At 38.0% G+C, this 25,217-nt stretch carries 23 protein-coding genes and 1 pseudogene; 3 read left to right on the top strand and 21 right to left on the bottom strand.

What is annotated here, in order from left to right; all coding sequences use genetic code 11:
- Positions 1-144 precede the first annotated feature (144 nt).
- Positions 145-1,161, top strand: coding sequence for a site-specific integrase (locus tag I6751_RS02575; protein WP_196590424.1), 1,017 nt, complete (start codon positions 145-147; stop codon positions 1,159-1,161).
- A gap of 120 nt (positions 1,162-1,281) precedes the next feature.
- On the opposite strand, the gene I6751_RS02570 is transcribed toward I6751_RS02575, so the two are convergent.
- The 21 genes and pseudogenes from I6751_RS02570 to I6751_RS02465 form a co-directional block, all read right to left on the bottom strand.
- Positions 1,282-1,950, bottom strand: a complete 669-nt coding sequence (locus tag I6751_RS02570; protein WP_196590425.1) for an ABC transporter ATP-binding protein — start codon at positions 1,948-1,950, stop codon at positions 1,282-1,284.
- 11 nt (positions 1,951-1,961) lie between these two features.
- Positions 1,962-3,164: an ABC transporter permease gene (locus I6751_RS02565; protein WP_196590426.1), complete on the bottom strand. Its 1,203-nt coding sequence runs from the start codon at positions 3,162-3,164 to the stop codon at positions 1,962-1,964.
- Positions 3,165-3,169: 5 nt separating this feature from the next.
- A complete protein-coding gene (locus tag I6751_RS02560; RefSeq protein ID WP_196590427.1) occupies positions 3,170-3,586 on the bottom strand; it encodes a DUF4418 family protein in 417 nt (138 codons plus the stop codon).
- 12 nt (positions 3,587-3,598) lie between these two features.
- The gene (locus tag I6751_RS02555) at positions 3,599-3,793 is read right to left on the bottom strand and encodes a hypothetical protein (RefSeq protein ID WP_196590428.1); all 195 of its coding nucleotides are present in this window, start codon (positions 3,791-3,793) and stop codon (positions 3,599-3,601) included.
- A gap of 130 nt (positions 3,794-3,923) precedes the next feature.
- A pseudogene (locus I6751_RS13990) lies at positions 3,924-5,228 on the bottom strand (O-acetylhomoserine aminocarboxypropyltransferase/cysteine synthase family protein).
- A gap of 29 nt (positions 5,229-5,257) precedes the next feature.
- Positions 5,258-6,595 carry a nitrogenase component 1 gene (locus I6751_RS02540; protein WP_196590431.1) on the bottom strand — a complete coding sequence of 446 codons (1,338 nt, stop codon included), beginning with the start codon at positions 6,593-6,595 and terminating at the stop codon, positions 5,258-5,260.
- Positions 6,583-8,067: a nitrogenase component 1 gene (locus I6751_RS02535; protein ID WP_196590432.1), complete on the bottom strand. Its 1,485-nt coding sequence runs from the start codon at positions 8,065-8,067 to the stop codon at positions 6,583-6,585. Before I6751_RS02535 ends, I6751_RS02540 begins: the two co-directional genes overlap by 13 nt.
- A gap of 52 nt (positions 8,068-8,119) precedes the next feature.
- The gene (locus tag I6751_RS02530) at positions 8,120-9,478 is read right to left on the bottom strand and encodes a nitrogenase component 1 (protein WP_196590433.1); all 1,359 of its coding nucleotides are present in this window, start codon (positions 9,476-9,478) and stop codon (positions 8,120-8,122) included.
- 28 nt (positions 9,479-9,506) lie between these two features.
- Positions 9,507-11,006 (bottom strand): nitrogenase component 1, encoded by a 1,500-nt coding sequence (locus tag I6751_RS02525; protein WP_196590434.1) that lies wholly within the window; start codon positions 11,004-11,006, stop codon positions 9,507-9,509.
- 62 nt (positions 11,007-11,068) lie between these two features.
- Positions 11,069-11,359: a hypothetical protein gene (locus I6751_RS02520; protein ID WP_196590435.1), complete on the bottom strand. Its 291-nt coding sequence runs from the start codon at positions 11,357-11,359 to the stop codon at positions 11,069-11,071.
- 12 nt (positions 11,360-11,371) lie between these two features.
- The gene (locus I6751_RS02515; protein ID WP_196590436.1) at positions 11,372-12,283 is read right to left on the bottom strand and encodes a PLP-dependent cysteine synthase family protein; all 912 of its coding nucleotides are present in this window, start codon (positions 12,281-12,283) and stop codon (positions 11,372-11,374) included.
- Positions 12,284-12,285: 2 nt separating this feature from the next.
- Positions 12,286-13,449 carry a trans-sulfuration enzyme family protein gene (locus I6751_RS02510; RefSeq protein WP_196590437.1) on the bottom strand — a complete coding sequence of 388 codons (1,164 nt, stop codon included), beginning with the start codon at positions 13,447-13,449 and terminating at the stop codon, positions 12,286-12,288.
- A gap of 77 nt (positions 13,450-13,526) precedes the next feature.
- The gene (locus tag I6751_RS02505; protein WP_196590438.1) at positions 13,527-14,876 is read right to left on the bottom strand and encodes a nitrogenase component 1; all 1,350 of its coding nucleotides are present in this window, start codon (positions 14,874-14,876) and stop codon (positions 13,527-13,529) included.
- Positions 14,873-16,345 (bottom strand): nitrogenase component 1, encoded by a 1,473-nt coding sequence (locus tag I6751_RS02500; protein WP_196590439.1) that lies wholly within the window; start codon positions 16,343-16,345, stop codon positions 14,873-14,875. The genes I6751_RS02505 and I6751_RS02500 overlap by 4 nt, the downstream gene beginning before the upstream one ends.
- A gap of 48 nt (positions 16,346-16,393) precedes the next feature.
- Positions 16,394-17,248 (bottom strand): ABC transporter ATP-binding protein, encoded by an 855-nt coding sequence (locus I6751_RS02495; protein ID WP_196590440.1) that lies wholly within the window; start codon positions 17,246-17,248, stop codon positions 16,394-16,396.
- A 42-nt stretch (positions 17,249-17,290) separates the two neighbouring features.
- The gene (locus I6751_RS02490; protein ID WP_231037798.1) at positions 17,291-18,313 is read right to left on the bottom strand and encodes an ABC transporter substrate-binding protein; all 1,023 of its coding nucleotides are present in this window, start codon (positions 18,311-18,313) and stop codon (positions 17,291-17,293) included.
- Between the two features lie 55 nt (positions 18,314-18,368).
- A complete protein-coding gene (locus I6751_RS02485; protein WP_196590442.1) occupies positions 18,369-19,202 on the bottom strand; it encodes an ABC transporter permease in 834 nt (277 codons plus the stop codon).
- Between the two features lie 37 nt (positions 19,203-19,239).
- Positions 19,240-20,013 carry an ABC transporter permease gene (locus I6751_RS02480; protein WP_196590443.1) on the bottom strand — a complete coding sequence of 258 codons (774 nt, stop codon included), beginning with the start codon at positions 20,011-20,013 and terminating at the stop codon, positions 19,240-19,242.
- A 288-nt stretch (positions 20,014-20,301) separates the two neighbouring features.
- Positions 20,302-21,144, bottom strand: coding sequence for a nitrogenase iron protein (gene nifH / locus I6751_RS02475; RefSeq protein WP_196590515.1), 843 nt, complete (start codon positions 21,142-21,144; stop codon positions 20,302-20,304).
- 41 nt (positions 21,145-21,185) lie between these two features.
- Positions 21,186-22,061, bottom strand: coding sequence for a radical SAM protein (locus I6751_RS02470; RefSeq protein WP_231037800.1), 876 nt, complete (start codon positions 22,059-22,061; stop codon positions 21,186-21,188).
- A gap of 21 nt (positions 22,062-22,082) precedes the next feature.
- The gene (locus I6751_RS02465; protein ID WP_196590445.1) at positions 22,083-22,433 is read right to left on the bottom strand and encodes a NifB/NifX family molybdenum-iron cluster-binding protein; all 351 of its coding nucleotides are present in this window, start codon (positions 22,431-22,433) and stop codon (positions 22,083-22,085) included.
- Between the two features lie 425 nt (positions 22,434-22,858).
- Between I6751_RS02465 and amrA the strand changes: the two genes are divergently transcribed.
- The gene (gene amrA / locus I6751_RS02460) at positions 22,859-24,205 is read left to right on the top strand and encodes an AmmeMemoRadiSam system protein A (RefSeq protein ID WP_196590446.1); all 1,347 of its coding nucleotides are present in this window, start codon (positions 22,859-22,861) and stop codon (positions 24,203-24,205) included.
- Between the two features lie 101 nt (positions 24,206-24,306).
- Positions 24,307-25,164, top strand: a complete 858-nt coding sequence (gene amrS, locus I6751_RS02455; protein WP_196590447.1) for an AmmeMemoRadiSam system radical SAM enzyme — start codon at positions 24,307-24,309, stop codon at positions 25,162-25,164.
- The last annotated feature ends 53 nt before the right edge of the window (positions 25,165-25,217 follow it).

The raw sequence follows: 25,217 nt of genomic DNA, 5'->3' as shown, positions 1-25,217 counted from the left end.
TTTATTTAATTACAGATGAAACGTATATTGAAAAAAAGTTATAAAAATATTATTTTTTGCTTTTTTATCAATTAAAATTAAAATCAGGCTGTCTATAGTAGACAGCCTGATTTTAATTTTAAAACGAGGGAGTAATTAATTGTTATGCAAATCAACGAAAAAATGTCTTTAGGTGATTATATGTTAAACTGGTATATGTTATACAAATATCAACATCATGCAGAAACAACTCGCAATGTGCAGCTTGTATATATTAATGTACATATTAGGCCATCTAGATTAGGTCATATTGCTTTATCTGAAATAAGAACTATTGATATTCAAAAATTTTTAAATCAACTTTTAATTAACGGAAATAAAAGCCATCTAAAAAATAATAAATCAACAGGAAAAGGACTTGGTGAATGGGCTGTAAAAAAAATACGTGCATTAATAATAAGTGCGTTGAAACAGGCAGCTAAAGAACATTTGATTAACAGTAATTATGCCGAAGACACCGAACCAATTCCGATACCAATTACACAACATTATATTTTTTCAGTGAAACAACAGCAATTATTCTTTAGAGATTTAGAAAAAACCAAATATAGATATATATTAATGTTTAAATTATACTTTATCACTGGGGCGAGACGATCAGAGATTGCTGGGTTAACATGGGAAAATGTTCTTTGGGAACAAAACTGTATCAATATATGTAATGCGGTTGTATTAGTAAATAATAAGCCCTTTATAAAAAAAATTCCTAAAACTCGTGCATCTATACGTACACAGCCATTACCTATACCAATTATGCAAGAATTACGGCAGTGGAAAAAATTACAATTAAAAGAAGCTAAAACTTATGGTTTAAAATGGAAAAATTATAAAAATCAACTTGTTTTTGTAAAAAATGATGGTGATATTTATAATCCAAATAATTTATTACAATGTTTGAAAAAACGTTTAAAAAAATTAGGATTGCCTGAAAAATTGACAATCCATAAAATTCGACATACAGTTGCGACTAATTTATTCCATAATAATGTGCCTATTAGCGAGGTACAGAGCATAGGCGGGTGGGCTTCTCCAGTAGTCCCACTGCAAATATATAGTCATAGCATTTCAAAAGAAAAACGTAAAGCGATAAATGATTTATATAAGAAGACTTTTAAATTATAAATAATATAACCATATTATGGCAATAGTGATACATTTTTCGGGCCTATGAATGAGAGTCTGTAAATAATACCCACCCCTTTTCATCATTGTTCTCCATTATAATGCAGCACTCATTAAATATTATGCATGGGTAATCTGTGATAATTGCCCATGTTCCAAATGAAACACCTGATCAGCACGATTTGCTAAGGCATAATCATGCGTTACTATAACAACAGACATTCCATCATTACGTATCTGTAAAAAATATTCAGCTACAGTTTCCGCCAACGACGGATCAAGATCATTTGTTGGTTCATCTGCTAAAATAATACTTGGTCTAAGCAGTAATGCTCTTGCCAGTGAAACGCGCCGCAACTGACCAACGCTAAGTTCCTGTGGTTTGTAATTCAAACGATTTGACATGCCAAATTTTTTCAATAAAAACTTGGCTCTCTTTATAACATCATCTTCAGTTTTGGCAAAACGCGCCGGGACAAGCACATTTTCCAGAACTGATAATGATCCGATCAATCTTGCTCGTTGAAACACAAAGCCAAAATATTTTCCTCTAAGCTTAGCCTGCTCACTAAGCTGTAGTTTATTCACTGCTATTCCATTAGCAAACAGCTCTCCTGAACTTGGCTGCTGCAAAAGTCCCATAATTGACAATAAAGTAGTCTTTCCAACACCTGAGTCCCCAGTAATGGCAATAATGTGCTTCTTCAATAAAGATAGTGATATTCCGTTTAATATTGTATTCCCGGCATAATTTTTTTTTACATCACGAAGTTCAAATAATTCAGCCATAATCAGTCTCCTTAATCAAATTCACCGCGAGTCATAATAGTGCTCGGTTCAATATGACTACCTTGATAAGCAGGTATCCATGCAGCTAAAGCTCCAATACAGGAAAAAACGACAAGCATTGCCAAAGACAATATAGTGAAAAAAATACCAGATGGATTAACAAATGGAAATGACTGATGAGCCTTGAGCAACTGTAATCCTGTCCAGTATAATCCTCCTCCTGCAAATAAACCGATTACAACTCCTGCTAAAACAACACATATTGCCTCGCTGATGACAATTACAGCTATATCACGTGCCCATGCCCCTAATGCCAGATATAATCCCCATTCAGTCTGACGCTCCCAAGTCAATGTGTAGAATCGCGAAAACAATTGGAATATCGATAATAAAACAATCAAAATACCTGTACCGCCTAATAGGTATAGCAAAAGATTGAATTGATCATTAATATGCTTTTTTACTTCTGAAGCCACAATAGGATGGACATAGCCTGTTTCTTGAATTTTTTCTACAATATTTTCCAAATTTGCTCCTTCAGTAGTTTTTACCATTACAGCTGAAATCAATTTATCAGTTGGCCCCACATCTTTTAATGCTATTTTCAGCTGTGGATTACTGGTAACTAGATTTCTTGCTTCATCTATATTTGTTAATATAGAGTAATCCATGCTCGTGCCTGTTTCTTCCAGTACAGCTGCTATCTTAAACATTTGTCCTAAAATACTTATTTTATCGCCAAAAATGTTTTGAACTTTAGCTCCAATAATTACTTCATCAGACTGAAGCCCATCAGGACGAACTGATTTTAACCAAGGTGATATGATCCAATCACTTGATGGGTCATAACCGATAAGGCGAATACTGTCGCCCACAGAGCAGCAGTCAGCCGTTAATGTATGGGTAAAGAACTGCGATGTTGCATTGCTGACACCCGGTATTTTTCGTATTGTATCTGTTATATTTTCAGGCATATATATATTAACTGGTGCACCGCTAAACAATATCAAACTGGGTTCCTCCATGACCGCATTCCCAGGTACTACAACAATATCAGCTCCCATGCGCTGCCTTGATAAGTCCATGCCTTTGGAAACACCGGAAAATATTGGTATAATACAAAATACAATCCCTACACCAATAGCAATAGAAAAAACAATTGCCATATTTTGCAGCTTACGATGCAGGAGACTTTGCCAAATCAGAAATGCCATAGTTATCATCCCTCTCCTTGAGATGTTTTTTGTTTAGAAAGCAAGAAAACCTGAATTATACCGACCAAAACAAGGAGAATACCAAGGCAAATCGTAATGGCTGTTGTCCTATGACATGCTGAAGCCGGATGAATACAAATGCCAATGACCCATGATTGAGGTAAAAGAATAACAATAATACCTAGAAGCGAGATAATAAAGCTTGCTAATTTCTTTGCTTCCAGTGTATGTAATACAAATAGGCTAAAAGAAATAATAACTGCTAAAAGACCAACTAAAAATTCTGCCTGATATGTATAATGGCAACGCATCGGATTCATGCCACCTGCCAAATCTGTGCATATTGGCACTATTCTTGGCAAAAACAGCAAAACAATACTGACTATCAAAGAAATCCATGCTAATGGTTTATAAAGTTTCATTTTCTCATTTCCTTATATACGCCAAAATTTATCATTAAGTGCTATATAATTTTTTGTATCATTTATTCTTAGAAAAGAACATTTTTCTTGTGGTCCTATTTTAGGTTTTGCACCATTAAATGGTGCCCTGTTTACACCACTGTATAGTGTTATAATTCCTATGATAAATACAATAAAGGCCAACAAAAGGAACTTATTGAAATTCATTATTAATGCGCACCTCCTAAATACAAACAACCTGTTGATATCAGCGCTGCTAATGAAAGCCATCCTCCATATCCCATTTCTATTTCCTTTCTTATAAAACAAACCCACTCAACAAAATCTCTATATAATCTTATGCAAATGCCTTATTAAATGCCTGTGTCAAATCTTCTATCAAATCTTTTGGATCTTCAAGTCCAAGCGAAAGGCGGATCAGATTTTCAGGAATGTCTGCTGTTATTTTCTCATTTGGCTCTAATTCGCCATGAGTGGTCTGTGGTGAATTTACCAGTAATGAACGAACATCACCTATATTTACGTGATAATGAAATAAAGCTATGCTGTTGATAAATTTTTCGCGCTGCAGCTGTGTCCCTTTAAATCCAAATGCTAATAAACCGCCTACACCTCTGGGAAAATATTTTTCGGCTAATTTTTTGTGCGGACTGTCCTTTAATGAAGCATAGCGTACCCATTCGACATGTTTATTTTCAACTAAAAAGCTGGCAATCTTTTCGGCATTTTTAGTCTGTTTGGCTACACGTTCTGATAGTGTTTCTAAACCAATTAAAACTAAATAGGCATCAAATGCAGATAACACTGATCCAAGATATGCCAAATAATGCCGTCTGATTTGGAAGCACAGCGGTGCATCAGGAAATACTTCCAGAAAACTTCTTGGCTTATTGTCTGCATCGCGTAATGTCCAATATTTTTTGGAGAACTGAGGAAATTTACCATTATTCCAATCAAATCTGTCGCTTTATGCAATCAAGCCTGCAATGACATTGCCATGTCCGCTGAGTGCCTTGGTAGCGGAATAAACAACGATATCAGCCCCATGCTTCAATGGATTGAATAAATATGGAGTAGCTACAGTATTATCAACCACCAATGGAATACCATTATGATGCGCTACATCAGCTATAGCTTCTACATCCAATAAAAATCCATTAGGATTGCTGATGCTTTCTATAAATATAGCCTTAGTATCCGGTTTAATTTCTTTTTCCAGTTCAGATGGTACGTCTATGTTTTTGGCAGTATCTATACGTATATTAAAACAAGGAAATGTCTTTTTAAAATTATCAACTGTACCACCATATAGATATGGTGTCGTCAATATAGCTCCTCCGCCTTCGGTCAAGCTGAGCAGTGTATAGCTTATCGCTGACATACCGGAGCTGACTGCCAATGCAGCAGAAGCCCCATCCAAAACCTTTATTCGTTCTTCCAGAATTGCTGCTGTTTGATTGCCGACACGTGCATAAACGCAGCCCAGTTCTTTGAATGTAAATAAGTCCTTAGCATTCTGAACACTTTTAAAATCATAAGCGGCAGTCTGGTAAATTGGCGGAGAAACAGCATAATTATGCTCATCGGCATTATACCCCGCATGTATCTGTGCAGTATCAAAACCATAATCTTTCGTACTCAAATCAATCACCCCTCGCATAAAATAATGACCTATTTATATGTAGATAATACGGAATTAAAGATGTCCTCCATAATTCTAAGTCCGCCATGAAACCCGACATAACCGGTAGTCAGGACTAAACGATATGGCGATGGCACTGATGCCGAGAGAAAATCATATTTTTTCTCTTTGGCCAGCTGTTTATCCCAGCCACTGCCAATTATAAGTCCCCTGCCTTGGTGTGAAATACCGCGGATAATATCCTGAACCTTACCTGCATCAGGCTCAAAGGTCAAAGAAATATTTTTTTTGTTCGATGTAGTTTTCAAATCTTCTTTAATTGCCTGCTGAAATTTTTCTGGTGTATTATCAACTATGAATTGCTCCTTTGGAACAATTCCTGTTTCATGTAAAAGAAATTTTGACAGCCCGACAACATATCCGGCATCATGGATTATGTGCACATGATTTGGCAGTCCATAACGAAACTCCAACAAAAATGTTGCTAAATTATCCACTTCCTCATAATAAGCAGCACTTTCGTGTTTTATAAATCCAGCTGCATTGTCATAATCAATTGCTATTTCCAAATGCTTTGCAAAATCTAATACACCATGCAAAAACTTTTCTGTTTCATTTGCCCCTATAGGAAGATGTGGAAATTTAAAAAATGGCTGTCCATATACTGCCTCAAGATGTTCAACAATTTCTTGTCCATACCACGGTGATACCAATATATTGAAATTTGCCCGCGGTATCTGTTGCCATTCAGTGACACCGCCTGATTCAGGACCAAACAGTATATGTACTTTAAATCCAAGATTTTCCAATAAATATTTATATGTTCTCAAATTTTCTTTCCAAAATTGATCTTGATAAGGTATTGAGGCAAATAAATTTACTGCATTTTTTTCACTGCGTATAGAATTATCCTTAATAAAAAGCTGCACATATTGATCTATAATCGCATTTACAACTTCACTATGCGCAACAAAATTATTGCATTTAAAACCTGTAGTTTCGACTGTTACCAATGGTTTACCAATTGCACGAAACTCTTTAGCAAGGCTTTCAACATCGTCACCGACGATACCGGCGGTACAGCCGGTAAAAACTACCTGCAGGGCACTCTCCAATACCTTATACGAATTTTCAATGTTCAGGCGCAGCTTATCAATTCCGCCAAAAACGACCTCCTGCTCACTAAAATTAGTACATGGAACCGTACTTCCTCCTGCATATCCGGTTGAACGTTCGAAAAATCCCCGCACCATCATGCCGCAGCCTGGTCCTGAATGCAAAATCGGTAGTGCCTTGGGAATAGCTACTACACTTTGCATAGCTCCGATTGCACATGTATACCGTTCCTGCTCTATTATCTTTGACATCCTTCTCCGCCTTTCAAAAATTTATATGGCGACTGTTTTAACCACCATTTTGTGTAAGGATTTATCGAATGTTGTGCAAGATTTTTCACAAATTCATCATTTTCCATAACTTCTATAAGCCGTTCTCCATATTTTACAATGCCTTCGTAGCCCATACTGAAATGCTCATCACCGATAAGCAGTGATGGGATGCCAAATTTAGCCCCCCATAATGTCATTCCACCATGTCTGGCCAAAAGAACATCCGGATGCAAATGATTAAGCATATTTACCAATTCAAATTCCTGTTTATCACAGACATCATAATTTGGTACATCGCCGTAATCACGTATACTTTGCGCCAGACCATCAGACACTTCAGTATTACTGTCATATATTGGGTCATGGTGGAATATTGCAGCGCCTATAACCCGCAGTCCAAGTTCACGTAAAACAGAAAGCAGTGCATGTCCATGCGCAGCTCCTGCTGTTACATAAGCAGTTTTTCCCCTCAATTTAGTTCGAAGCTGTTCGATTTTCGGCAGATAAACTGCTTTTTTTTCAGCAATAAGCTGCTCCACTTCTTTTTCTTTCCCCAATAGTTTACCAAGTTCCCGGAACCAGCGATCAGTCTGTGCTATACCATAAGGCGGTGGTGTTTTTATTTCTGTAACACCAAACTCCTGTTCCAAAGCTGCACCCAAATATGAACCCAGCGTCTGACATGCCTGTATCGTAGCTATAGCTTCTGATGAATGTGACAAAATTTCTACAGTTGAATAAGGAGTTATATAATTTGGTTTTGCACCAAGCACTGCCAGCCATTCCGAAAAAATGTCACTTCCCCAAAAATTAATAACATTGATCATGTCTTTTTTATGTTCCTGTGCCGGTTTTATTAATTTGCGGGCAATACCATGATAGCCGGCATCAAAACCGCTCGTCCATACTGTGGAACGGAATCCTTCACAGAAAATTGCTACTATTGGTATACTAAGCTCTGCTTCAGCATCATTTACCACACTTTCAATATCATCACCAATGATACCGGTAGCACATGTTGATAACACAAAAATAACATTGGCTTGTGTACGGTTATGCACTTGCCGAATCGCTGCCGCAAGCTTTTCTGTGCCGCCATAAACAGTATCCTTTTCGCTTATATTGGTAGAAAATATCCTGCGCTGTGTGGGATTTGCGACATTTCGCAAAGGGGCATTGACCCTGTAAGTAAAGGCAAATTCATGCAGACATGATGCACACCCTACCGGACCATGACAGATAACAGCCGCATCCTGTATCAAAGCCACCATGCATGTAGCTTTGCTTATGGAACAATCAAGGCATTGGCTGAAAGAACGACCTTTATCGCACATTTTACCGCGGCACGAGTTTTTTACTAAGGTTTCAGCATTGCCATGGAATTCTGTTATAGAACCGAGACGAATTTCTCTGACAGCAACTTCTGGTATATTTAAATCTATCTTTTTCATGTTGATCTCCTATTACCATCGGACAAAATACTGATATATATTTCAAATATATTCATGCTGATTTACTGATTATTGTGGTGAATATCTTTTCCAGTAAGCTAAGCGCGCCGCGATATCCAATATACTTTTTATTTAAGACCACTTCATATGATGCAGGGAAGCCGACTTCCACAATACTTCCGCCTAATTTTTTAGTAGTATCGCGTTCCCATGTTGTACCAAAAATAATTGGCGGCTTGTGTCCATAATTTAAATGTTGCAGCAAATCGTTGATTCTGTAGCCATCTTCCAAAAATGATACTTCCGCAGAAACATCACTATCCAGGTTTTTATACTCACTGCGTATTTTATCTCGATATATCTGTGGTGGATTATCAGTTATAATCTGTTTTACCGGCAGTAATCCTAATTGAGTAACCAAAAATTTATTCAATGCCAGATTATACGTACTATCACCAATCACAGCATATGAGGAAGGCAGCCCCCACCAATATTCGGCATAAAAATCAGTAAAATGCTCCAGATAGTAGTAGTATTCTCTTTCTTCTGTCGTAATAAATTCATCTGCCTGTTTAGAATCTATGCCGGCAAATGCCACTACTTTATGCAAGAATTCAGCCGTCTGACCTGCACCTATTGGTAAAACAGGCAAATGCAGATATGGTTGACCATATTTATCCTGAAGATGCTGTGCTATGGACAGCCCCAGCCAAGGGGAGACGACTAAATTAAATTGTGCTTCCGGTATTCGTTTCCATTCTTCAATTCCACCCGAACCATTGCCAAATAAAATATTTACCTGAAATCCTGCTCCTTCAAGGATTCTCTTTAATTCATTAAAATCACCCCGCCAAAAGGTATTTTGAAACGGCAGCTCTGACCATACATTTATAAGTCCTTTTTGTCGTTTTACATTTTTGGCAGCATATTTATCGACAAATTGATCTATTATAGCTTTTACAACAATTTCATGTCCAATAAAATTATTCCCTTTAAAGCCGCCTGTTTCCGCATTCACAATAGGAACGCCCTGTTTCTGGAACTCTTCCACGACGGCGCCGACATCATCACCCACTAATTCACCAATGCAGCCATTCAAAACAACGAACAAATCAGCTTTAATTATTTTTAAAGTGGCTTCGATTAATTCCTGTAGCCTTTTTGCCCCACCAAAAATAACATCTTCCTCCTGTAAATTGGTACTTGGTATTACAGCCCCGCCTGAGCGACCGCCACCTTGAAAACCATTATAAAAGTCCAGGCTCATATATTGTTTATCTACACACCCCGGACCGCAGTGAGCAATAGGCATCGCACCAGGAATGGCAACTACAGAATGAAAAGCTCCAAGGGCGCAGCCGTACCTTACCTGATTAATCGAACCTGAATCGATATTTTCACATGTACTCATTTTTACCTCACAATTATAAATATATTTTTTATCTTGCTAATATATATGCATCCTCTTGTTTTAACCACCAATCAGTATATGGAAGCGTTACATGCTTTTTTATGCTGTCATGATATTTTTTGCGGGCTAAAATATCTAAAATTGTTTCTCCTAAATTGATAATACCTTGATAACCAATAGCTATATGTTCATCACCTAATGGAGCTGCCGGTATACCGAGCCTTGACGCTAAAGGTGCCAGTCCATTGTGGCGGATCAGCATAAAATCCGGATGCACTTTTTGCAGAAAAGCGTACAATTGATACTGTTGACGATTGCTGACGTGAAAATTTTCTACATTACCGTAATGTTTTAATAAATGTCCTAATGAATCTTCCTGTTCATCTCCGCTGTCATAAACAGGGTCATGATGAAAAACCAGTGAGCCATTTACTTTTACTTCCAATTCTCTCAGTACTTGAATGAGTCCATGTGAATATGCTGAACCCGTAGCCACATATCCTTTTACGCCCTTTAATTTTTTCTTTAATTCTGCAATACGCGGGTGGACCCTGGCGTGTTCCGCTTTGATATATTTTTCGGCCAGTTCTTCTCTGTGAGTAATCCGCGCCAATTCTCTCAGCCATGCATCCGTCCCGGCAAATCCGTATGGCATAGGTGCCTTAACTTCAGGAACACCAAAATGTTCTTCAAGAGCCGCAGCCAAATATGACGATAAAGTATAACAAAATCCGACCGTTGCTGCAGCTTCAGACATTCTTGCCAGATCATCAACAGAAGCTAAATCAATCACGTAGTTCACTCTTAGATTCAGATTGGCCAACATTGGTGTAAATACATCAGAACCCCAAAGATTTATGACATTAACTAAATCTTCCTGTTTATGTGGATGGTTATTGACTATTTGACGCAAAATGCCATGCTGTGTAGCATCAAAGCCTGTACTCCAATGCTTTGAACGAAATCCCTCACAAGCCATCGGTATTACCGGAATATTCAGCTCTTCCTGTTTTTCTCTGGCAATACTGTCTACATCTTCACCAATGATGCCAGTAGCACAGGATGTAGCGATAAATATGGCTTTAGGCTTATAACGTGTCCATGCATCATCAATTGCCATGCGCAGTTTATCAGCAGCACCGAAAACTACATCGTCCTCACTAAGATTGGTATTTATTATCCGGATGTTTTCTACTTTATGTCCGCGCATCGCAAGTCCATTGCGATAAATGGAATTGTATGGTACTTGTCCGGCACCGCAGCCTATCGGTGCATGCTGGATCAAAACAGCATCACGAACATTACCTGCCTGGCATTCGACCATCTGCTCACTGCATACTGATCCCTGCGAAAATGGTCCCCGCAACTCACATAACTTGCAGGCAGCATTTCTGTCACAGCCTGCCCTGCCAATAAAATCCGATTGACGATGCAGTTCATCTATATCGCCATCCCAAGCAATGATTGTGCCTAAGCGCTGTTCACGAGGCTGCACTTCCGGCATGTCAAGATTAATTTTTTCTTTCATAAATTAAAAAAGCCTCCTATCTGATTACGCTGCTGGAATAATTCAGCTATCACAATTAAATTTTATAATTCATTTATCCCGATTAATCTAATATCAGCAAAAAATAATATTTTAAGTATTTTACCCATAATTTGACATCCTTTTTGTCCTATGGAGAAATTTATTATCTCTTTCCCATTGATGGCCACTACATTATTGCCATGTTCATTCAACTTATTAACTTCTATTGTAAAAACCGGGTTATTCTCACTGTAAAAGCTAATTACCCCCATGAATTTGGTATTATTTATTGTTTTTAATAACCTAAATTTTTTAAGCCATTTCCCCAGATTATGGATTTCAATAAATGTCAAAAATATCATCACCTATCCGTATATCTTTTTGCTGAAGTAACGATCACCACGGTCAGGAAATATAACTGCAATATTGCCTTTATCGATTTGTTTAGTTAACTTCAATACAGCTGACAACGCTGCCCCTGATGATGTCCCTACAAATATACCTTCATGTTTGGCCAGTAGCTGCACTCCGTCCAAAGCTTCCTGATCAGAAATTTTGATAACCTTGTCAACAAGCTTTAAATCCATTGTTGCCGGTACAAAATCATTTCCTATTCCTTCAATGTCATAATCACTGTGTTCACCGCCGCCAAGTGTCGACCCAATAGGATCTGCCAGTATTCCTTTTATCTCAGGTTTCTTCTCTTTTAAATAACGTGCAGACCCTGTATATGTGCCTCCGCTGCCGGCACCAGCTACAAAATAATCTATTTCCCCGTCCAAATCATTATAAATTTCTACACCGGTCGTTTCATAATGAGTCCGCGTATTATCCAGATTATCAAATTGATTAAAGGAAACGGCATTTGATATAGTTGATTTTATTTCAAATGCTGTTTCTTTTGCTCCAAGCATTCCACCTTCACGCGGCGTATTTATGATCTCTGCCCCAAGTGCTCTCATCAGGCATTGTTTTTCGACAGAAAACTTTTCAGGCACTACAAATATGACCTTATATCCTTTATTTAATGCTGCAAGCGCTATCCCAATACCGGTGTTTCCTGCTGTTGCTTCTATGATCGTAGCTCCGGGTTTTATATCTCCTCTTTTTTCCATAGCGTTCAGCATAAACACTCCGATACGATCCTTTACACTGCCGCCTGGATTATAAAACTCCAGCTTGGCAAAAACGTTGATATTGGGAGGCAGACCTATATTATTCAGCTTAAGAAGCGGTGTTTTTCCTATCAATGAATGAATTCCATTATAGTATTTCATCACTATTCCCCCGCTTTCTTAGCTGCCTGTTCTATATCTGCAGCCAGATCATCATAATTTTCAATACCAACCGACAAGCGAAGCAATTTATCTGTGATGCCAATACGCTTTCGTATTTCCGGCGGTATAGCTGCGTGTGTCATTGATGACGGCTGGCAAATAAGTGATTCAACTCCACCAAGGCTTTCTGCAAGTGTTATTATTTTTAAATTATCTAAAAATGCTTCATAGTTATATCCTTCTTTTATTTCAAAGGAAAGCATGCCGCCTGCACCATCAGCCTGTTCAAGCTGAGTCTTATATCCGGGATGATCCGGCAGTCCAGGATAGTACACTTTTGTTACCCAGTCTTGTGTTTGCAGCCATTTGGCAAGCTTTCCTGCATTTTCCTGATGACGTTCTATCCTCACGCCCAGTGTCTTTATACCTCTTATGAGCAAAAACGAATCATTGGGTGATAAAATTCCCCCTGTAGAATTTTGGATAAAATATAATTTTTGTGCCAACTCTTCATCATTTACCACTACTATTCCAGCGATAAGATCACTATGACCTCCCAAATATTTCGTAGCACTATGCAGTACTATATCTGCTCCCAGTGTTAATGGTCTCTGCAGATATGGTGACATAAAGGTGTTATCTACGATCGTCAGCACATTGTACTTCTTAGCTATCTTAGTTACAGCGGCTATATCCGTTACTTCCATTAAAGGGTTAGTCGGTGTTTCTATCAAAATTGCTTTAACATTTTCAGTTATATTTGTTTCTATTTCTGCAATATTTCCGGTATCAATGATTTCGTATGTTATACCGAAATGACAAAAAATTTTATCTAGAATACGAAAAGTCCCCCCATAGACATTTCTCGAAATCAAAATTTTATCACCTGTTGAGAACAGCGTAAACGCAGCGGCTATAGCTGCCATACCAGAGGCAAATGCCAATCCGTATTTACCATTTTCCAGCTGCGCGATAAGCTTTTCCAATGCTTCTCTTGTCGGATTACCTGTACGTGAATATTCATACCCGGTAGTTTTTCCCAAGTGTATTTGTTTGTAGGTAGAAGTCTGATAAATCGGCACATTTACTGCTCCCGTCTGCTTATCACCATCTATGCCTCCATGTATTAATACTGTATTGATCCCGCACATTCGATCTTTTGTCATATAAATCTTCCTTTCTAAAAAAATTTTTATTTGAATTTTATCAGTGAAGCATAATATGCCTTTTGTTTCAAGCAGTATCAATAAATTGATCTTGCTGTTGCAGGCCTGCATTTAAATACCGCCGAATATACTTCTTCGATAAGGCGTAGTCCGCCATTATAACCAACATAGGAATTATTTAAAATAACTGTTTCATCAAGCGGCAAACTGAGGTAGGCATAAAGACTACCAATATCCAGTGCAAGAAATTTTTCCCAAGAGCTGCCTAAAATAATTGAATGTCTGGTTCTATCTGACTTTTGCCGTATATCAGCTTCAACACTTCCGCCGTCATTCTCAAAAACCAATGATGTTTTTAATCTGGTATCACGTTCAGCTAAAGCATCAGTTATAACTGTCTGCCAATCTTCTTTTGGTTCATCAGTCAAATAAATGCCCTTAGGTTCAAGCCCCAGTTCATTTACCAAAAAGGAACTGACACCTGGTGCATATATACTGTCACCGACAGTATATAGATCAATTGGTAGATTATTCCAATATTCGCCGATAAAATCTGATACAGAAACTAAGTAATCATAAAAACGCTTTTCTTCTTCTTTTATAACCTTCTCAGTTCTTACAGCAGATAATCCAGCAAATACCGATATCTCACGCAAAAATCTGCTTGTTTCAGCGCCACCGACTGGCAATATAGGATATTGCAGATATGGTGTCTGATATTTCTCTTCCAAAAGCTTTACTACCTCAGTGCCAGTGGAAGGGGATACTAATAAATTGAACTGCGCATTGGGGATATCCTGCCATTCACTGACTCCCGCAGATTCGTTACCGAACAAAATATTTACCTCGAGACCTATTTTTGTTAAAATGCGCTTGATTTCTTCCAAATCTCCCCGCCAAAAGGGATCTTGGAAAGGAACTGTCGCAAACACATTTACTAAACCGCGCCGCACCTTTGGTATTACCTTTCCTACAAATTGTTCAATAATAGCTTTTATTACTATTTCATGTCCATAGTAGCTATTTCCCTTGAATCCTGCTGTTTCTGTTCCCACTACCGGATATCCTTCAGCTGCATATTTTTCAGCTATAGATTGCGAATCATCACCTACAATATCAGATGTGCATCCCGTTAATACAACAAACATGTCACCATCTAAAATTTGCAGTGCCCCTTTTATTTCTTTATCCAAACTAGATTCGCCGCCAAAAATAACTTCTTGTTCTCCCGTATTCGTAGATGATATATGGGATCCACCAGCATAACCTTCACCTTGAAATCCAGCGCCAGTAGCTGCAAAGCCAAATGATTTAGAAGCACATCCTGGTCCGGCATGGACAATAGGCATCGCACGAGGAATCGCCAATACAGTTTGCTGAGCGCTTAAAGCGCAGCCATGGCGTGGCTGTTCAATTATTGTACTCATAATTCATTACCCTCATTAATGTCAAAATTGCTAATGTCATTTTCTCTCCACCATTTGCTGTAGGGCAGTTTAGCATGTACCGCAATATTGCTGAATAATTTTTTAGCTGCCAATAATTCCAACAACCGCCGGCCAAATTTTAATACACCATCATAACCAATGCTGTAATTACCATCGCCCTCACTTAAAGTAGGTATTCCTAGCTTCATTCCAATAGGCGCCAGATTAGGATGCCGCACTATCAATATATCAGGCTTAAGATCCTGCAATAACTTGATCATGCGATATGGTTGCTTATTGCATATCGTTACATTTTTTATGTTGCCATTGCTTTTAATAAGTGCTCCCAGTGTATCGGGTTGCTGGTCAGTTTCAAAATGCAGATCATGGTGCAATGTTGTCAATCCAATTATCTTCAGGTCCAAATCTTTAGCAATATTAGCCAGATTATGGGCAAAAGCATCTCCTGATAATACATAAACTGTTTTTCCTTTTAACTGCCCTCTTAGTTTTATCAATTCCGGCAGTATCCTTATATGTTCCTTTGCAATAACTTCTTCTGCCAATTCCGACCGATCAGTATATTTTGCTATTTCCCTTATCCAGTTGTCTGTCCAGTCAATACCAAATGGGGCTGGTTCTTTAACTTCAGGTACGCCATATTGTTCCTCCAGCGCTGCGGCTATATATGTAGCCAATGTTTCACAAATATGAGCTGTGCATGCAGCTTCTGTCAATGTCTCAATTTGTTTCAATGTTGCCATTGGTATCAGATAATTTACCTTTAAATTCAATTTATGTAAAAACGGAATAAATGTGTTTGAACCTGCAAAATTAAATATATTGACCAAATCCTGATGTTTTTTTTTCGCCGGTTTAACTAATTTCCTCAAAATTGAATGATATGCTGCATCAAAACCAGTTGACCATATGTTTGATTTAAAGCCTTCACAATACACAGGAATAATCGGATAATGAAGTTTATTTTCTGCCTCCTTCGCAATGCCTTCCATATCCTCCCCAATAATTCCAGAAGCACACGAAGCCTGAATAAAAATTGTTTTTGGCTTGAACCGGTGATCAGCCTCATATATTGCCTCAAATAATTTTTTAGAAGCTCCGTAAACAGTATCTTCCTCATCAATGTTACTGCTGATCATATGCACATTATGTTCAGGCAATCCACGATCTTTAGCAACCGCACGGCCTAAAATATGACGTGACGATACTCCTATACTGCAGCCAATCGGTGCATGGCTGATCACTGCCGCATCAATAACATGATAGGTTATTGTTTCGGCGCAGCCTTCAGCACATTGACTGCACTGATTATAGTAACTGCCTGGACAATTTATCTTCCTATTTTTTGACTGTATGTCAAGGGTTTTAGCATCACCTTTATAAGAAAGAATAGAATCAAGTCTTCTTTCTCTTATTTCAACTTCATCTGTATCCTGATAAACACTCACCTAATAACCACTCCTATTAGTTATGCTGACTGGTACAAAATCTCCATATCATACCGCTTTATCTTCAACACTATTTCCTGTCGTATTTTGCTGTCCATTCTGCAGCAATTCCCATATTTGCTGCCTTAATCTGCCAAATTCAATTGATGCTCTAATACCGTCACGAGGCCGTGGCAGATCAATATTGATTACTTCTCTGACTGTGCCAGGATTAGTTGACAGCACTACTACTCTGTCAGCTAAAAAAATTGCTTCATCAATACTATGTGTAACAAAAATAATAGTCTTCTTTGTCTTCTCCCATATACGCAGCAATTCTTCCTGCAAAGTTTCCCTGGTCTGGGCATCAACTGCTGCAAAAGGTTCATCCATCAATAGCACCTCAGGATCATATGCCAATGCTCTGGCAATTGCCACGCGCTGCTTCATCCCGCCGGACAATTCATGCGGATAGCGATCCTCAAACCCATTCAAATTAACAAGATCAATGAATTGTTGACCTATTTTTGTACGTTCTTTCTTGGGTATATTTTTTATTTCCAGACCAAATTCCACATTTTTCCTGATAGTCCGCCATGGAAACAACGCATATCCTTGCAAAACAATACCGCGATCCAGCGCCGGACCAGTAATAAGCTTCCCATCCATATAGATTTCACCTGATGTCGGATGTGCCAACCCAGCAACCATATCCAAAAAAGTCGACTTTCCGCAGCCACTTGGTCCCACAATAACTAGAAATTCCTCTTTTTTTATTGTCATATTCACATTTTTCAATGCTTGAAATTCAACTAATTCATTGCTGTCCTTTTCTCTTACCTTATATATTCTGTTGATGTTTACAGCAATAATTTTATCTGTTTCGTCATTTGCAGGAACAGCATTATCAGTAAAATTCGCCATATTGTTCCACCTTCTTTCGTATTCACTAGGAAAAATCTGTTATTAATTTATATCCAGTGCCATCAAATCTTCAGATTTCACCTTACCTGCAGGAATAACACCATGATCCTCCAGATCTTTTATCCATACATCAGCCAGGCGTGGGTTCAAATCAGTCCCACCATAATAGTAATGCGTCGCTGAAACAGGAACATGTATCCAGTTTTCTGTCAGAACCCGTGCCTCTTCCGGATTTTCATTGGCCCAGGTTTCAGCCTTAGCCATTGCCTTGGCAAATTTTTTAACTATATCAGGATGCTGTTTAATAAAGTCATCATTAAAGAAATAATAAGAAAGCCCTGCTGTTGGTCCAAGACCTGCATCAAAACTGTCAGCAATTTTTATCATGCCGGCATCTTCCATAGATTTATAATAAGGTGGATGCACACCCGCCACAGTGACTAATCCCTGTTTTACTGCCTGTACGGCTTGAATGTCAGGCATCGTTACCCATTCAATTTTGTCACGTGGAACATTGTTTTTGTCAGCAATGTTATTGGCTAAAAAATCTGCGCAGATATTAGTCGATATAGTGGAAAATTTAATTTTACCCTGAATGTTATTTAAATCAGCAAAAGATTTTATACCGCTGTCTGGATTTACATACCAAACCATATGACGCATTTTAGGATCGACTTCCGGTCCAGGATCAATACCTGCAGGTACGACGGCCTTGATTGTTGCACCACCATTAATAGCTACTGCAAGTGAATTTGGATGTGTACCGCCTCCAACATCATTGTTGCCGTTCATTACTGAAGGAATTTGCTGTGCTGGCTGAGTATCGCCAGTATAAACCACCTTGAGACCCTCTTCCGCTAAAAAGCCTTTCTGATCAGCCACGATCCAAGGTGTTGAGGAACAGTCGGTCTGAGACCATGTTCTTATCGGAAACAATCCGTCATCTGCCGTAGCAGTTTGTCCATTTCCCTGAGCCTGATCACTATGATTGGCTCCATAAACTACGGCACCGATAATTGCTATCCCAACTATACCAGCCAAAATTTTTTTAAAGTTTCTATTCATATCCAGCATCACACTCCTATTTACCAGTAAAGTAAATATATTTCAATTTCAAAAATCAATACTCGGTGTCATCCGTCTGCCAAGAAAGAACATTTTTTTCAATTCTGACAAATAAATAATTTAAGGACAGCCCTAGTACCGAAATAATAAAAGTAACTGCAAACAATTTAGGAATTTGATAATTTATCTGTGCATTCCATACCATCCAGCCTAATCCCGTACTGGCACCGATCATTTCCGCTGCGATCAGCATAAAAAACGCCGTTCCACAGCTCATTTTAAGACCATGAAAAATTGGTGCCGCCGCTGCCGGTAAAATTACTTTAAAAAACAATGGCCGGCCCTGCATCCCCATTGAACGGGCTGATTTTACCAATAAAGGATCAACATTTCGTATACCGGCAATAGTATTCAATAAAATAGGCCATAAGCATACCCAGAATATAATTGCCACCTTCGATATCTCGCCAATTCCGAACAATAAAATAAATACTGGTAGCAATGCAAATGGATTAGCAGCATTCATCAGCCGCATAACCGGTGTAACGATACGCCGGAATATGGTATATGGTCCGCTTAAAAAAAACCCTAATGGAATTGCAATCACGGCAGCAAGAATAAACCCAGCTACAGCACGGAATAAACTGATACCGGCATGCTCTAAAAGCGTATTGCTTTCTAACAATTTTAAAATAGTAATTATTATTGTTGATGGAGAAGCTACAAATGTATCTTTAACGATTCCGGTATCTACTAAAATTTCCCAAAAAACAAAAAATGCTATAATAGAAATATTAGAAACCACAAATTTTTTCAGTTCTATACCAAAAGCCTTAACCTTCACCGGGGAAACTTTTGGAATTGAAAGTCCTTTTACTATAGTTTGCATAAAACTTGCCTCCTTATGACTAAAGCATCATCAAAAATTAATTAGCTTTTTCCCGCCAATATACGATAATATCCTCCAACCAATAAATAAAATAACTTAGAAGCATTCCTAAAAACGCAATTATAATACCACCGGCAAATAAACGCGGCATTAAACTGTTTGCTGTAGAATTAAGAATTATCCATCCCAAGCCAGCCTTTGCTCCGATCATTTCTGCTGCGATCAGCATTAAAAAAGCGTGTGTGGTTCCACTATGGATACCTGTAAAAATAAACGGCGTCGTACTCGGCAGTATCACTTCTTTAAAAATTCTCAATCGTCCCGCTCCCATTGATTTAGCACTTTTTATATAGAGTGGATCGACTTGTCTTACTCCTGCCACAGTGGTAAACAATACAGGCCAAAAAGCAGAACAAAAAATAATACTTATTTTTGCCGTTTCTCCTATACCGAATAGTAAAATGAAGATTGGAAACAATGCGAAAGCATTGATTTGACTACCTATTTTTAACAATGGCTGCAGGTAAGCAGCTGTTTTTGGAAAAGCCGCCAAAGAAAACCCAATAGGTACTGCTAAAACGATAGCCAAAACCACTCCAATAAACACTCGCTGCAGACTAGCCGCAATATGCAGCATCAAATGCTCTGCCAAAAACAGCTTGACAACAGCCGCAATGACTTTCGATAAAGGCGGAATGAATTGTCCGTCAATAATACCTGCTCTTGGTAAAAATTCCCACAATAATAAAAAAATAATTATGCCTAATACATCAATAAGATGATCATTAATTTTTCTTATAAATTCTTCCATAGCAAATTTCTCCCCGTCCATTGACAAATAAACAGCGCATCTTTATTCTCTGTACAAAAATATATATAAAAAATAAGGCATGGTATAAAAAACACTACCTGCCTTTCCTGCATTTATTCTATAACAAAATGTTCATATCAAAGCGGTAATGTATTTATTTTTGTACATACATTTACAATTCATAATGCAGCTGCGTTCATTTATTAACATTGTCCCAATTCGCTCACTTTCTGCCATTAACTTATATCTTGCTTAATTATTTTTAACTTTATCTATATAGCAATCTATTTATATCGCATAATTGCCTTCTATATTGTCATACAAACCATAATCCATTAAAATCTTTTCCAAATCGTCCTGTTCCAATGGTTTAGGTATTACAAAAGATTTATTTTCTTCAATTTCCTTGGCCAGTTCCCTATATTCATCAGCCTGTCTGGCATCCGACTTGTATTCAATAACTGTTTTGCGTCTTATTTCAGCATGCTGTACAATATTATCACGCGGAATAAAATGAATAAGCTGAGTTCCTAATGCTTCAGCAAAAGCCCGCAGCAATTCCGCTTCTCTGTCGACATTACGGCTGTTGCAGATTATTCCACCTAACCGTACGCCGCCCTTTACTGCATACCTTTGAATTCCTTTTGAAATATTATTAGCGGCATATAATGACATCATTTCACCGCTTGCTACTATATATATCTCTTTGGCCTTGCCTTCACGAATCGGCATGGCAAACCCACCGCAGACAACGTCGCCAAGTACATCATAAAAAACATAATCCAAATCTTCCGTATAAGCGCCCATACGTTCCAATAAGCCTATGGATGTTATAATACCACGTCCGGCGCATCCAACGCCTGGTTCCGGTCCGCCCGATTCAACGCAGCGTATATTTTTAAATCCAACTTTTACAATATTGCCGATATCAAAAGTTTGTCCTTTTTCCCGTAATGTGTCCAAAACTGTCTTTTGAGCCAATCCTCCCAATAAAAGTCTGGTTGAATCTGCTTTCGGGTCGCAGCCAACAATCATAACGTGCCTTCCTTGTTCTGCCAGTCCTGCAGTCAAGTTTTGTGTTGTTGTTGATTTACCGATACCACCTTTTCCATATATTGCAATCTGACGAATTTTTTTATCACCCATGAATTTTTATGCTCCTTTATTTTTAATTAGCCATGTGAAAATGTTTCTTTAACGGGAATTTTATCAAAATAAACTTGCTGGCTGAAATTGTTTTTTCCTGGTATGCCTACAGCATCAGCACGGCAATGCTGACAATGCCGAAAGACATCTATATATTTACCAGCTTCGCGTCTGACTGTTTCTATGTCGATACAGCTTGGCACAGAAAAAGCCTTAAGCTTATGCTGTGGAATAAGCGGTATGATATTATAAATTGCTGCACCGCATTCTGCTGCTGTCCTTGCTATATCCTTTATATGAAACCTGTTTATCTCATTTACAAGTACAGTATTTATTTTGATTGTTATTCCTGCATCTGCGGCAGCTTTAATACCAGCAAGCTGATTACCTATGAGGATTCTGGCCCCGGCTTCACCCATAATTTTTTCTTTATGATAAACTATCCCATCATTCAGCTGAGCTTCGATCTTGGGATTAATAGCATTGACTGTTACTGTCAGTGTATCTACTCCCACTCGTAAAATATCCGGCAGCCTTTCCTTAAGAAGCAGTCCATTCGTGCTCATGCATTTTAAAAGCTTGGGAAATTGCCTGCCTATAAGCTCAAATGTTTTTATGGCATTGTCTGACGCAAGTGTATCACCAGGTCCTGCTATACCAACTACTGTAATATCCGGGCAGAATCTTATGGCACGTTCTACATACTCACAAGCCTCATTCGGTGTTATTACCTTTGCGGCAACTCCTGGCCTATTTTCTTCAGTATTGATACTGCGTTCACAGAAACGGCAGAAAATATTGCATCCGGGACATACCGGCAAATGCATACGGCCACGATTATTTCTGGCACCGAAACACGGATGCTGTTCCCGTAAGACATTCATTTTGGTCACCTTTTTCATTTCCATTTCTCCCTCGGTGTATTATAATAAATGTTGTAAACGCTTATCATATAAGATAATGCAGCCTATGGCTTTATTGATCATATTATCCGTTTCCAGTGGAGTTATATGCTTTTGAGCTAATATTGCTGCTGCACCGCTCCCAACAGCTTCACACAAAACATATTTGCAGTCAGCAATTTTCTCTATGACTTTTTGCATAATCCTTGAATCATGTTTACCATGCCGGCATGGCGATTCTACTATCCGCTTTTCCAGAAAGAAATATGTGCCATCATCTAAAACTTCTGTAATATAAAATGTACCAGCATGTCCAAAATGTCTATCTACTTGTTGTCCATTAGAAGACGCTGTTGCAATTTTATAGCTCATATAATGTTCCTCCTTTAAAATATATTAAATACATTTTCCATACCATATTTACAAAAAAATAAGGCATAGACATTTCCATTAAGGATGTATCTATACCTACAGTTATCTGTTCAGTAAATATATGGCTGTAATAAAAGGGAAAATATATTACTGCATATATAATAATATAAATTTGTAATTATGTAAGTCGCCAATCTGACAAATTTGCATTATTTTTTTACTATTGGGTTTTAGTCTGTTGAATATGTTTTATGTCCGAAATAAAAAGTATCGAGACATTATGCGGTAATTGTTTTAATCTGGATAATTTGCTACCGCTTTCCAATAATAAAAACGCATTAGAGTAAATAAAACTGTGCTTTACTGCACATGAAAATAAAAATTGGCTTCTTGTTTTTGATTAAAGTATTGATGGAGGTAATAGCATGAAGTACTTTATAGGATCAGCACTTTTACCACACCCGCCGATAATGATTCCAGAAATAGGCGGCAGTGAGCTGGGAAAAATGTCGACAACAGTCGATTCTGTGAAGAAAATAGCTAAGAAAATTGTAAATGCCGATCCGCAGACATTGGTCATTATTTCTCCGCATGCGCCTGTTTTTAAAAATTCTGTAGGAATGAGCTTTGCTGAAAAACTCAGTGGTTCAATGGATGAATTTGGGCACCATGAACTGTCGCTTACCTACGAAGTGGATTTTGAATTAGCAGAAAAAATTGCTGTATGCTGCCAGGAAAAAAATATTCCTTTAGAAACTATTAATAAGGAATTTTGTATTAATACCAGAATTCATCTAGGAATTGATAAGGGTTCATTTGTACCTTTATATTATTTACATCGAGCTGGGTTTAAGGGTAAAATAATTCATTTGTGCATGGGTTTTATATCTTATGAAGAAATGATGCTTTTCGGCAATACAGTAAAAAATGCTATCGAGCTTAGTAAAAAACGCACCTTTATTTTAGCATCAGGAGATTTATCGCATCGTTTGCTTAAAGGTTCACCTAATGGATATTCACCCAGTGGAAAAATTTTTGATCAAAATATAATGTCAGCATTGCCAAAATTAGACAGTGAGGCTCTGCTCAGCATGGAACAGCAGCTTATAGACAGCGCCGGTGAATGCGGCCTTCGCCCGATATTTTTCCTGCTGGGTGCTATGCAGGGAATAAAGAGTACGCCGCAGTTTGTGTCTTATGATGGACCGTTTGGAGTCGGCTATGGTACGGTATTATTTATGTGTGAGGGAATTAAAGATATAACACACAGTGATGAAGTTGTTCTGGCAAAGAATTCTTTGATACATTATTTGAAAACCGGCCAAAAATTGCCGTTGCCAACAGATATATCTAAGGAAATGTCGGCTAAAGCCGGTGTTTTTGTATCATTGAAAAAATTTGGGCATTTACGCGGGTGTATTGGCACTATTCTGCCAACACAGGATAATATAGTATCTGAAATAATAAACAATGCTGTTTATGCGGGGACACAAGATCCACGTTTCTCACCGGTCACACTTAAAGAAGCAGATGATATCGTTTTTTCTGTTGATATACTGAGTACACCGGAATTGACTACAAAAGAAAAGCTTGATCCGCAAAAGTACGGAGTTATTACAGTTACCAAGAGCGGTAAAAAAGGGTTGCTTTTACCTATGCTGGATGGAGTAGACACTGTTGATGAACAAATATCGGTGGCATTGCAAAAAGGACATATTTTTTTACATGAAAAATTTGACATATATCGTTTTACTGTTATGCGTCACTATTAATTTTTAATGGGGCATTGATTAAATTAAAGTGCCAATAAAAAAGATATAATTTACGGCATATCTTGAGTGAACAGCTGACCCCAAATCATCAGGAGGAAAAAATGCACGAAGCTTCATATTATCATCATGAAAAAAATTATATAATATGTGATCTGTGTCCGCATAAATGTATTATAAAGGAAGGCAGCACTGGTTTTTGCCAGACTCGTTTAAACAAGGACAATGTATTATATGCTGAAAATTATGGCATGTGTACGTCTATTGCTATTGATCCTATAGAAAAGAAACCGCTTTATCAGTTTTATCCCGGATATTCGATCTTATCTGCCGGCACTTGGGGTTGTAATTTTTCTTGTAAATTTTGCCAAAATTACAAAATATCTCAGCAAAAAGCACCTATGCGCTATATTGCACCACAGGAAATAACTAAAATTGCTTTATCTTCAGGTGAGAAAAATATTGGTCTTGCCTATACATATTCTGAACCGCTCGTATGGTATGAATATATATGTGATACAGCACCTCTTATTCGTAAAGCTGGGTTAAAAAACGTATTGGTAACCAACGGGTTTATCAACAGTCTGCTATTTAATGAGCTGCTGCCGCTTATTGATGCTGTCAATATTGACTTGAAGTCGTTTAATAATGATTTTTATTCCAGCATCTGCAGCGGTGATATTTCTTTTGTAAAGCAAAATATAGAGGTAGCCATTAAGAGCTGCCATACTGAAATAACTACTCTTATCATACCCGGTTTAAATGACAGTGAAGAGGAAATTGCCTCTCTGTCCGAATGGCTGGCAGGCTTAGATGCTGATATGCCCTTACATTTATCGCGGTATTTCCCTAACTATAAGATGGAATCACCGCCTACACCGATAAGGACAATGTACCAGCTGCAGAATGCTGCACAAAAATATTTAAAAAATGTCTATCTTGGCAATATGCCGCAGATTTGAATATAAAGTGTCTGATAAAAATAGACGCCTTCTGAATAAGTTAAATTTCAGAA

The organism is Pectinatus frisingensis, from assembly GCF_015732285.1.
Lineage (GTDB): Bacteria > Bacillota > Negativicutes > Selenomonadales > Selenomonadaceae > Pectinatus > Pectinatus frisingensis.
The sequence above is the reverse complement of the archived record's forward strand: the minus strand, read 5'-3'. Positions and strand labels throughout refer to the sequence as shown.